The sequence below is a fragment of the bacterium genome, from assembly GCA_020440705.1.
Classification (GTDB): Bacteria; Krumholzibacteriota; Krumholzibacteriia; order LZORAL124-64-63; family LZORAL124-64-63; genus JAGRNP01.
Map to the genome: position 1 here is coordinate 1 of JAGRNP010000122.1, position 11,650 is coordinate 11,650.

Below are 11,650 nucleotides of genomic sequence, written 5' to 3' on the forward strand. Positions count from 1 at the left end.
ACCCGTCGTCGACGGCGGTCTCGGCGCCCCCGCGGTCATCCTGGGCGAGGCCGGCACCTCCTGGCAGCCCCACTTCACTCGCGACGGCATCCCCGTCGGCACCGGTCACATCCTGGCCGACGATCCCTGGCTCACCCCGACCGAGGGCCTGACGGCGAGCGATCTCTCCGAAGGGGCCGACGGCTGGGGGGGCACCGGGGGGCGCGTCGAACTGCGCACCGCCGACCCGCAGCCCGACCGGGCCGTGTCGGGCTACCGCGGCGTGAAGGGGCGCCACGAGCAGTACTTCCGCTCGATCCACCTGCTCACGCCGCAGGCGGCGTGGCGCGGCGCCTTCGAGTTCGAGGAGAGCCTCGACATCGAGGGCTACAATTTCACGACCGAGCCGGACTTCGCCTTCACGGCCGCGAGCGAGAACGAGTTTCCGGGGCACAGCCGCGTGCGGCAGAGTCGGGCGCGCCTCTTCCGCGAGCTCGACGCGGACAACCGCTTCGTCTTCGAGTACGGCAACGGGCGGCTGACCAAGGACGCCCTGCCCGCCCTCGGCGCCGAACACCTCGAACTCTGGGACGACAACGTGGCGGCGACCATGCAGGCCCGCCTCGGGGGCTGGCGCCTGGAGACCCGGGTCTTCCACCGCAACCGCGACGTGGAGTGGGGCGACCGCAGCAGCGTCGGCGTGCGGGGCGAGGACACGCGTCTGCTCGAGACGGGCCGCGAAGGCGTGGCCGTCGACCTGCTGCGCGCCGGCGCGGACGGCGTCCCGGCGCGCGGCCTGGAACTGCGGGCGGCCAACTGGCGCGTCGACGACACCCTCGACGGCTCGGGCTGGCTGGACGGCTACGCCGACGATCCCAACGGGGACGGTCAGACGGCGCGGGCGATGGTGCGCTACGGCAGCCGGCGGGGGGCCGTGGCCTGGCGCCTCGCCGGCGGCGCCGACTGGGACAGCCACGCGGGCACCGGTCCGGCCGCCGAGGCCGAAGCGGGCCTGGGGGACGAGGCGCCGTGGTTCGTCGCCACCGCGAGCTACGGCGGGAGGGCTCCGCGCAGCGACGAGCTGTTGACACCCCTGGCCCGGGATGTCGCCGGACGGGAACTGGTGCTGCTGCCCAACCGCGACCTCGATCGCGAGAAGACGTTGCGCCTGGGCGCGAAACTGGCCGGCGGGCTTCTCGGCTTCGATCTTGCAGTCGACGCGAGCGTGCGGCGCCTGCGCGACGGCATCTGGTGGGAGGCGCTGCCTGGTGACGGCGACACCGGCCGCTGGCGCAACGGCCTGGAGATGGACAGCTCCCGCCTGACGGGGTCGGTCGCCCGCGAGGGGCGGTTCCTCGGCTGGGGGCGCGTGATGGTGGAGGGGACGTGGCAGCAGAGCGACGAGACCGCGGGACACGCGTCCTTCCTGCCGCCGGAGCGCTACCTGCGCAGCCACCTCATGTGGGAGAACCACTTCTTCCAGGAGGACGGCATCCTGCAGTTGGCCCTCATCAGCACGGCCCAGGCGGAGATGGCCGACCCCTGGGACGTGACCCGGACGTCCCGCCTCCCGGCGCGCACGGTGCACGACCTGCTGGTGGGCTTCCGGCTGGTGGGGGCGCACCTGAGCGTGGGGATCCGCAACCTCACGGGCGAACGGGTCCAGATGACGAGCGGGGCCTGGAGCACGGGACAGGAGCTCGACCTGCGCCTCCACTGGAACTGGGTCTACTGAGCCGGCCGCGGGCCCGACTCCATGGTCCCCATCTCCTGGGTTTCCTGCTGGCCTGCCTGCTCCTGACGGGCGGGCGCCTCGTCCACCGGCAGCTGCTGACCGGCCCGGACGGCGCCTGGCGGGACCCGCTCTGGCTCGACTCGGTTCTCGCCATGCCGGCGGAACTGGCGGGGGCCGCCCTGGCGCCCGACCCCGCCATGGCCGCCCCGGCCGCCGTGCTCACCGCGCCGCTGCCCATCAACCGCTGCTCGCCGGACAGCCTGACCCTCCTGCCCGGCGTCGGGCCGGTGCTGGCCGCCCGCATCGACGCGGCCCGCCGCGATGGCCTCGTTTTCCGCCGCGCCGCCGATCTGGAGCGGGTCAAGGGCATCGGGCCGCGCCTGGCCGCCCGGCTCGACACCCTCGTCGTCTACGCCCCCGCCGCCACCACCCCGCGCGACTCCGCCAAATCCCGGTAAAGTCGCTCATTTCCCGACCGATGACTGGATTGAACGACCGGACCGGACCCGATCCGGACGCCCGCCGACTCGCCCTCGGCAGGGATCGACCCAGGTCCGGGCACCAGAACGTGGCGAGGGAAACCGAGCGGGGACATCGCAGCATGAATACAGGGACGTCAGCAAGGACCACGGACAAGGTCTCGGCCAAGCTTCTGGAAGCCGGTCTCGTCGACGAGGCGGGTCTGGCGAAGGCCAAGGAGATCCAGAAGAAGGACGGCGGCAGCCTGGGGCAGGCGCTCATCAAGGGCGGCCTGATCGAGGAAGGCGTCTACGTCGGCTTCCTGGGCAAGGTGTACAACCTCCCGGTGGTCAACATGGACAAGGCCGAGATCGATGTCGCGTGCATCGACCTGATCCCCGCCGACGTGGCCTCCAAGTTCCAGGTGTTGCCCATCAGCCGCGCGGGCCGCGTGCTCACCGTGGCCATGGCCAACCCGAGCAACATCTTCGCCATCGACGACATCAAGTTCATCACCGGCCTGGACGTGCAGCCGGCCGTCGCCGGCGAGATCGCCATCCGCAAGGCCATCGACAAGTTCTACGCCACCACCGATTCGCTCGCGGCGATCATGGAGGGCATCGAGGACGACATCGAGCTGGTCGAGGACGATGACGACGCCGACATCACGGGCCAGGAGGGGCAGAACGCCCCGGTGGTGAAGCTCGTGAACACCCTCCTCGCCGAAGCGGTGAAGGTGGGGGCGTCCGATATCCACATCGAGCCCTACGAGCGGAACATGCGGGTCCGCTACCGCATCGACGGCGTGCTGACCGAGGTGATGGAGCCGCCCATCAAGCTGAAGAACGCGATCATCTCGCGCCTGAAGATCATGTCCGAACTGGACATCGCCGAGCGCCGCATCCCGCAGGACGGCCGCATCAAGCTGAAGATCGGCGCCAAGAAGGTCGACCTCCGCGTCTCGACGCTGCCCTGCATCTTCGGCGAGAAGGTCGTGATGCGAATCCTGGATAAGGGAAACCTCAACCTGGATCTCGCGGACTTCGGCATGGAAAGAAAGGCCATCGACGACATCTATGCCGCCATCGCCGCGCCCTTCGGCATGGTGCTGGTGACCGGGCCGACGGGGTCGGGCAAGACCACGACCCTGTACTCGTGCCTCTCGAAACTGAACGATTCGGGCCGCAACATCATGACGGCCGAGGATCCGGTCGAGTACAACATCGACGGGATCAACCAGGTCCAGGTCCGCGACGAGGTGGGCCTGACTTTTGCTTCCGCACTGAAAGCGTTCCTTCGCCAGGATCCCAACATCGTCATGGTGGGTGAGATCCGGGACCTCGAGACGGGCGGCATCGCCACCAAGGCGGCCCTCACCGGCCACCTCGTGCTGTCGACCCTCCACACGAACGACGCGCCGAGCACGGTCAACCGCATGATTGACATGGGCATCGAGCCGTTCCTCGTGGCGTCCAGTACGGTCCTGATCATGGCCCAGCGCCTGGTGCGGCGGATCTGCAGCAACTGCAAGGAGGAGGTCGAGCTCTCCGACGAGGCGCTGATCGACCTCGGCCTCAAGCCCGGCACCAAGGTGTGCCGCGGCAAGGGGTGTGAGAAATGCAATGGTTCGGGCTACTCGGGCCGGCAGGGACTGTACGAGGTCATGCCGATCACCCCGGAGATCCGGGAGCTCATCCTGGACCGGGCCTCGACCACCGAGCTGCGCCAGATGGCGGTCAAGCAGGGCATGAACACCCTGCGCCATGACGGGCTGATCAAGGTGGCCAAGGGTGTCACGACGGTGGAGGAAGTGTTGCGCGAAACCGCCGTGGCCGACTAGCCGCCGGTGCGCTGCACATAGAACGGGAGATTGCCGTGGTTGGAATGCGAGAACTGCTCGAGGACATGGTCTCCAAGGGGGCCAGCGACCTGCACATCACCGCCGGGCTGCCGCCGCAGCTGCGGATCGACGGCTCGGTCGCTTCGACGAATTTTCCGGTGCTGACCGGCGACGAGACCCGTCGCCTGGCCTACAGCATCCTCAACGACGAACAGAAGAAGCGCTTCGAGAACGAGAAGGAGCTGGACTTCAGCTTCGGCGTGCAGGGCATCAGCCGCTTCCGCGCCAACGTCTTCCAGCAGCGCGGCGTGACGGCCATGGCCATCCGCCAGATCCCCTACGAGATCCACACCTTCGAGCAGCTGGGCCTGCCCCAGGTGTGCCGCGATCTGATCGGCAAGATGCAGGGCCTGATCCTCGTGACGGGCCCCACGGGCAGCGGCAAGTCGACCACCCTGGCGACGATGCTCGACACGATCAACACGCAGCGCAAGGGCCACATCATCACGATCGAGGACCCCATCGAGTTCGTGCACCAGCACAAGAGCTGCATCGTCAACCAGCGCGAGGTGAACAGCGACACCCACGGCTTCACCGACGCGCTGAAGTACGTGCTGCGGCAGGATCCGGACGTGATCCTCGTCGGCGAGATGCGCGACCGCGAGACGATCGCCGCCGCGCTGACCATCGCCGAGACCGGGCACCTCTGCCTGGCGACGCTGCACACCAACAGCACCTTCGAGACGATCAACCGCATCGTCGACGTCTTCCCCTCGGGCCAGCAGAACCAGATCCGTTCGCAGCTCTCGTTCTGCCTGAAGGGCGTGCTCACGCAGCAGCTCATCCCGCGGGCCCGCGGCGGGGGACGCGTGCTGGCCATGGAGATCATGGTCTGCACCCCGGGCATCAAGGCGATGATCCGGGACGACAAGGTGCATCAGATCTACGGTCTGATGCAGGCCGGTCAGAAGCACGGCATGCAGACGATGAACCAGTCGCTGCACCAGGCCGTCATCAACAAGTGGATCAGCATGGAAGAGGCCATGAGCCGGTCGACCGACGTCGGTGAGCTGATGCAGATGCTGGGTGAACCCGCCGGCGTCTGAGTCGGGCGGAACCGATCTATGGAAAGGGGAGGAATCCCGTGAGCGACACCACCAAATACCTCTGGAAGGGCAAGACCGCCAAGGGCGAGATCCTTTCGGGGGAATACGAGGCCACGAGCAAGGACGAGTTGACGGCGTACCTGCGCAAGCGCAGGATCACCATCACCTCGATCAAGGAGAAGAAGAAGGCCGGCGGCGTCACCCTCTTCAAGAAGAAGGGCGTGAGCGTGAAGGACCTGTCGGTCTTCACCCGCCAGTTCGCCACCATGGTGAACGCCGGTCTGCCCCTCGTGCAGTGCCTCGACGTGCTCGGGCGCCAGCTCGAGAAGCCCCACTTCAAGGAAGTGGTGCTGCAGGTCACGGCGGACGTGGAGGGGGGCTCGACCCTGGCCGAGGCGCTCGGCAAGCACCCCAAGATCTTCTCCGACCTGTACGTGAACATGATCGCGGCCGGCGAGGCCGGCGGTATCCTGGACGTGATCCTGGGCCGTCTGGCCGTGTTCCTCGAGAAGGCCGACGCCCTGCAGCGCAAGGTGAAGGGCGCCATGACCTACCCGGTCATCGTGCTGACGGTCGCCGGCGGCGCCTGCATCTTCATGCTCATGTTCGTGATCCCGGTCTTCGCCAAGATGTTCGCCGACTTCGGCGGCGTGCTGCCCGCCCCGACCCGGATCGTCATGAACGTCTCCGACTTCATCCGCGGCTACTGGTGGGCCCTGGGCGCCGGCGCCTTCGCCGCGACGGTGATCTTCAAGCGCTACCGCGCGACCGAGAGCGGCCGCCGCAACACCGACCGCGCCGCCATGAAGATGCCGATCCTCGGCAACGTGATCCTGAAGTCGGCCGTGGCCCGCTTCACCCGCACCCTGGGCACCCTGATCGGGTCCGGCGTGCCGATCCTGCAGGGCCTGGAGATCACGTCCCGCACCGCGGGCAACAAGGTCATCCAGGAGGCCATCGGGGCCACCGCCAAGTCCATCAGCCAGGGCGACACCATCGCCGAGCCGCTGAAGGCGAGCGGCGTGTTCCCGCCCATGGTCGTCCAGATGATCGGCATCGGCGAGCAGACCGGCGCCCTGGACGAGATGCTGGCCAAGATCGCCGACTTCTACGACGACGAGGTCGACGCGGCGGTCGAGGCCCTCACCGCCGCCATCGAGCCGATCATGATCGTGCTCATGGGCGGCATGGTGGGCTCGATGCTCGTGGCCATGTACCTGCCCATGTTCAAGATGTCGAGCGTCGTGGGGTAACGCCTTGACCAACGCAGAGAGCGGCAGCCGGGACGATTCCCGCCAGAAGAAGCCCGGCCGCCGCGATCCCGGACTCGTCCTCCTGAAGTGGCGGCTGCATCTGGTGGCCGCCCTTCTCGTGTTCGGCGCCGGGGCCTGGATGATCGACCACACCGCGGTCGTCGTGCCCGGCCTGGTGGGCTCCCTCGGCCTGCTCGTGACCACGGTCGCGGTGGCCTGGGCGGCCCTGCAGGCGGGCGCTCCGCGGCGGGTGCTGGCCATGGTGCAGCTGGTGGCCGACGTGGTCATCGTGGCCCTGGTGGTCCACTTCACGGGCGGCCCGTACTCCGTCTTCCCGCTGGTGGCCTGCGTGCCGATCATGCTGGCGGCGACGTTCCTGGACGCGCGCTGGGCCGTGGGCCTGGCCGGCACCGCAGCCATCCTGACCGGCGGCGGCCACTTCGGCCTGGCCCTGGGCTGGCTGCTCAGCGGCGCGGCCGTCGACCACGACTACCTCTCCGGCTGGCCGGTCTTCGTGACGGCGCTGCACATGAGCGTCTTCATCGTCACGGGCATGATCAGCGGCGACCTCGCGCGGCGCCTGGCGCGCCGCCAGCTCGAGCAGTGGCGGGCCAACGTCCAGGTCCAGAAGTCGCGCTGCGAGGTGCGCAACATCCTCGACAACATCCACTCCGGCCTGATCACCGTCGACCCGCGCGGCGAGATCACGCGCGTCAATCCCCACGGCTGCCGCATCCTGAAGCTGCCGGAGAGCGAGCTGGTGGGGCGCGGCATCGAACTGGTCATGGCCGACGGCATGGACGACCTGGCCGACATCATCCTGCCGGTGGCCCGGGGGGGCGAACCGGTGAGCCGGGGCGAGGTCACGGTGCGCCGATTCGGCCGCGAGATGCCCCTCGGCCTGAACGTGAACCACCTGCTCGGCCCGCGCGGGCAGGTCATCGGCGCCATCGCCATCTTCACCGACCTGACCCGCGAGAAGGAGCTCTCGGCGCGCATGCGCGAGGCCGACCGCCTGGCCGCCATCGGCGAGCTCGCGGCCAGCATCGCCCACGAGATCCGCAACCCGCTGGCCAGCATCCGCGGCAGCGTGGAGATCCTCGCCGGCGAGCTCGTGCTCGAGGGCTACCAGCAGCAGCTGCTGGACCTGGTGCTCAAGGAGAGCGGGCGGGTCAACACGATCATCAACGACTTCCTCGGCTACTCGCGCATGCGGCGGGCGACCCAGAAGCGCTTCTCGGGCGAGGCCTGGCGCGACGAGATCACCCTGCAGATCCGCCAGCACGTCAACGCCAAGGACGGCAAGGTGCGGGTCGTGTGCGACGTCTTCCCGGACGAACTCGAGGTGAACGCCGATCCGGGCCAGCTCACCCAGATGGCGCTCAATCTGGCCATAAACGCCTGTCAGGCCATGAACTATCGCGGCGATCTCAGGTTGGCCCTGAATCTCGTCGACGGGGCGCGCAGCCTGGAACTCGTGGTCACCGATTCGGGCCCGGGCATCGACCCCGACATCCGCGACGAGCTCTTCAACCCCTTCAAGACCACCAAGGAGACGGGCACCGGCCTGGGCCTGTCGGTCGTCGCGCGCATCGCCGCGGGGCACGGGGGACTGGTGCGGGCCGAGGACGCCCCGGGCGGCGGCGCCATCTTCCGGGTGCGCTGGCCGGTGGTGAAGGACGGGATCGAGCGCGTGGCCAGCGTAGCCGGCGCGGGGCATGAGACCCGGCCCGCTCCGCAGCTGGTCGGCTGACCCTCCCGCCGACGGACCCGGGCGGATTGCCGGGGTAGGATTTTCCGTACGGATCTCATTATCAAAATTTCCCGCGAAAAGTGCAAATCCCCGTGCAAAAACGGTCAAGGGCGTTGCAAAAGCGCCGATACCCCTCCTGTGACTGCAAAACGCCAACTTCGCCCCGCAACAGTCAAGGAGCCGCGCGCATGGCCCTCGGACGGATCCTGGTCGTAGACGACGAAGAATCGATGTGCCAGTACCTCTCGATCCTCCTGCAGAAGGAGGGCTACGAGGTGCAGACCGTGAACTCCGGGGCCGCGGCCCTGAAGGTCATGGAGTCCGACCCCGTCGATGTCGTGATGACCGACATCCAGATGCCCAAGATGGACGGGATCCAGCTGCTGAAGGGGATCAAGGGCATCGATCCGACCACCCCGGTCATCATCATGACCGCCTACGCCAGCGAGCAGTCGGCCATCGACGCGGTGAACCTCGGCGCCTTCAGCTACATGCAGAAGCACTGCAAGAACGACGAGATCAAGATGGTGGTCCGCAACGCCCTGGCCCTGCGCCGGGCGAAGAGCGAGAACATCGAGCTGAAGAAGGAGCTGACCCGCTCCAAGACCCGCAAGAGCATCATCGGCCAGTCGGCCCGCATGCGGTCCGTGTTCAAGATGGTCGACAAGATCGCCGCGACCACCGCCACGATCCTGATCAACGGCGAGAGCGGCACGGGCAAGGAACTGATCGCCCAGTCGATCCACCAGCGCAGCGACCGCGCCAAGGGGCCGTTCGTGGCCATCAACTGCGGCGCCATCCCCGAGACCCTGCTCGAGAGCCAGCTCTTCGGCCACCAGAAGGGCTCGTTCACGGGCGCGGATCGCGACCATGACGGCTTCTGCCGCCAGGCCGAAGGGGGGACCATCTTCCTCGACGAGATCGGCGAGACGCCCCACGCCATCCAGGTCAAGCTGCTGCGCATGCTCCAGGAGCGCGAGATCTATCCCGTGGGCAGCAGCAGCCCCGTCAAGGTGAACGTGCGCGTGATCGCGGCCACGAACCGGGATCTCGAGGACGAGGTGGCCCGGGGCAACTTCCGCACCGACCTCTACTACCGCCTGAACGTGATCCCCCTGAACCTGCCCTCGCTGCGCGAGCGCGCCGAGGACATCCCCCTGCTGGTGGACCACTTCCTCAAGCGCAGCTGCCCGGACGAATACAAGGGGAACCTGGCTTCGCTCATCGACGAGGCGGCCATGCGCGCGCTGCAGGCCTACGAATGGCCCGGCAACGTGCGCGAGCTGGAGAACGTGATCGAGCGCGCGAGCATCATCCGCGAGAGCGACCGCATCGGCGCCCGTGACCTGCCGTCGTTCATCGCGGTGGGCAGCGGCGGGGAGTACACGCCGGCGAGCCTGAACGTGGGGGGCATGATCACCCTCGACGAGCTCGAGAAGGCGCACATCCTGGCCGTGCTCGAGAAGACGGGCGGCGCCCGCAAGCAGACCTCCGAGGTCCTCGGCATCAACGCCTCGACCCTGTACCGCAAGCTGAAGAAGTACGGCCTGCAGGGCGACGAGAACGAGGACGAGGGCGACGACGAGATGCAGCCGGAAGTGCCCGGGGCCGAACTGCTCGACGCGGTCGAGTCGGCCATCCGGGAAAGCGGCGGCGAGTCCGACCGCGGCACCGCGGTCGAGGAGTTCGCCGACGGCGTTGCCGAGACCGTGGCCGCCGAGCGTTAGGCACGGCGGTTGCGAGGGTCGGCAGAAAGCGCCGCCTTCGCAGCCGGGAACGGGCCGGATGGGGCAGATTGCATGGCGATCACCCCCCGCAAACCCTGCCGGGGCCGGCTCAAGTGAATTGTAACTTCTTGAAGCAAATGGAGTTGCTTCGGGGGGCGACAAGGGGAAGCAAATGGCACGGCCATTGCTTCGGAATGCCTGCCGTTGGCAGGAGAACGTGCCGGGCTCGCCCGGCATACAGCACCGAAGGTCTCCGGGGGACCGGGACCGAAGCGAATGGAGACAGATGTGTTGAACCGTAAGGGCTTTACTCTGATCGAGCTGATGATCGTCGTCGTGATCATCGGCATCCTGGCCGCCATCGCGATTCCCAACTTCGTGAGCATGCAGGACCGCGCCAAGGAAGCCAAGGTCAAGGGCGGCGCCCACACGCTGCAGCTGGCCGCTGAGGACTATGCCGTCCGCAACGATGGCATCTACTCGGTGCTCGGCGCCGAGGTCGGCCCCCTGCTGCCCCAGGATCCCAATGGTGGCAACAACCTGCAGAACGCCTTCGCCGGCACCTACACCGAGCCCCAGTGGAACGCTGCTGCGGCCGCGGCCGGCAACATCGGTATCCAGGCTGTCGTGCAGGGCGGTGTGAACGTGGGCTACACGATCACCGGCTTCGGCAAGGACAACACCCAGGGCCCGAACAACGACGGTATCATCCTGACCCTGACCTCCGGTCAGTAGGAGCGATCCGTTCGGATCGAAGGGGCGGACCGTTCTGCGGTGCCGCCCCTTCATCGTCTGGAGACGCCATGGCCATGCCCGCTCCCTTCATCCACGTCTGGCAGGACCGGATCGCGCCCATGCGCGGACGGCTCGCGGCCGGGACCCTGCGCCCGCCCCGCCTGCCCGACCTGATGCTGGGTATCGGGGTGGCCAGCCTGGTCCTGGTCGGTATCGGGGCGCTCGGGGTCCCGGCCTACCACCAGCTGCGGCTGCGGGCCAAGGCGTCGGCCGTCGTGGGCAACGCCATGACGGTGCAGCTGGCCGCCGAGACCTACGCGGCGGCCCACCAGGGGCGGTACGCCGAGGACGCGCTCGACCTGCTGCCCTACCTGCCGCGGGACGCGGCACCGGCCAACCCGTACACCGGACGGGGCCTCGGATTCGACGGGGCGCCGGGGGACCTGACCTATCGCTCGCCGACGCGCGGACGGGACTACGTGATCCAGGCCTGGGCCATGGGGCCCGGGGGACAGCCGCGGCTGGTCCGGACGCTTTCCGGGCGCGCGCCGCGTCCCTCCGATTGACGGACAGGGGGAACGAGGGAGACAGCATGATGAATCGCCAAGGTTTCACGTTGATCGAGCTGATGATCGTCGTGGTCATCATCGGGCTGCTGGCGGCCATCGCCATCCCGCAGTACGCGAACCTGCAGAACCACGCCCGCGAGGCCTCGACCAAGTCCAATGCCCACACGGTGCAGATGGCCCTCGAAGACTATTCGGTGCAGAACGACGGCATCTACTCCGTGGTCGGGGCCGACATCACCCCGCTGCTGCCGGGGCAGGCCCTGCTGGAGAACGTCTACACCGGCATGGCGTCCGAACCCCAGTTCGGCGCCGCGGCGGCCCAGATCGGCCAGATCGGGGCGGTGGGGGTCGTCCAGGGGGGCATCCCCATCGGGTACACCATCACCGTCTTCGGCACGACCCAGATCGTGCTCACCCTGGGGACCCTGTAGCTCCGGGGACACCTGCGAACGGCGCCGCTCCCGGCCGGAGCGGCGCCGTTCCCGTGTCTGGCA

General features: G+C 68.2%; 9 protein-coding genes and 1 pseudogene. All 10 read left to right on the forward strand.

Annotated features, from left to right (window positions below; translation table 11 throughout):
* On the forward strand, nt 1–1,714 hold a 1,714-nt coding region (locus KDM41_14835; GenBank protein ID MCB1184702.1), incomplete at its 5' end, for a hypothetical protein.
* A gap of 152 nt (nt 1,715–1,866) precedes the next feature.
* On the forward strand, nt 1,867–2,172 hold the full coding sequence (locus tag KDM41_14840) for a helix-hairpin-helix domain-containing protein (GenBank protein MCB1184703.1): 306 nt from the start codon (nt 1,867–1,869) through the stop codon (nt 2,170–2,172).
* Between the two features lie 143 nt (nt 2,173–2,315).
* The gene (pilB, locus tag KDM41_14845; protein MCB1184704.1) at nt 2,316–4,013 is read left to right on the forward strand and encodes a type IV-A pilus assembly ATPase PilB; all 1,698 of its coding nucleotides are present in this window, start codon (nt 2,316–2,318) and stop codon (nt 4,011–4,013) included.
* A gap of 44 nt (nt 4,014–4,057) precedes the next feature.
* Nucleotides 4,058–5,119 carry a type IV pilus twitching motility protein PilT gene (locus KDM41_14850; protein ID MCB1184705.1) on the forward strand — a complete coding sequence of 354 codons (1,062 nt, stop codon included), beginning with the start codon at nt 4,058–4,060 and terminating at the stop codon, nt 5,117–5,119.
* A 38-nt stretch (nt 5,120–5,157) separates the two neighbouring features.
* Nucleotides 5,158–6,372: a type II secretion system F family protein gene (locus KDM41_14855; protein ID MCB1184706.1), complete on the forward strand. Its 1,215-nt coding sequence runs from the start codon at nt 5,158–5,160 to the stop codon at nt 6,370–6,372.
* A gap of 4 nt (nt 6,373–6,376) precedes the next feature.
* Nucleotides 6,377–8,125 carry a PAS domain-containing protein gene (locus tag KDM41_14860; protein ID MCB1184707.1) on the forward strand — a complete coding sequence of 583 codons (1,749 nt, stop codon included), beginning with the start codon at nt 6,377–6,379 and terminating at the stop codon, nt 8,123–8,125.
* 188 nt (nt 8,126–8,313) lie between these two features.
* The gene (locus tag KDM41_14865) at nt 8,314–9,852 is read left to right on the forward strand and encodes a sigma-54-dependent Fis family transcriptional regulator (GenBank protein MCB1184708.1); all 1,539 of its coding nucleotides are present in this window, start codon (nt 8,314–8,316) and stop codon (nt 9,850–9,852) included.
* Nucleotides 9,853–10,143: 291 nt separating this feature from the next.
* Entirely contained in the window at nt 10,144–10,587 is a 444-nt protein-coding gene (locus KDM41_14870) for a type II secretion system protein (GenBank protein ID MCB1184709.1), read from the forward strand.
* Between the two features lie 68 nt (nt 10,588–10,655).
* Complete coding sequence (locus KDM41_14875) at nt 10,656–11,153, forward strand: hypothetical protein (GenBank protein ID MCB1184710.1); 498 nt, start codon at nt 10,656–10,658, stop codon at nt 11,151–11,153.
* A 26-nt stretch (nt 11,154–11,179) separates the two neighbouring features.
* Nucleotides 11,180–11,275: pseudogene (locus KDM41_14880) on the forward strand (prepilin-type N-terminal cleavage/methylation domain-containing protein).
* Nucleotides 11,276–11,650 lie beyond the last annotated feature (375 nt).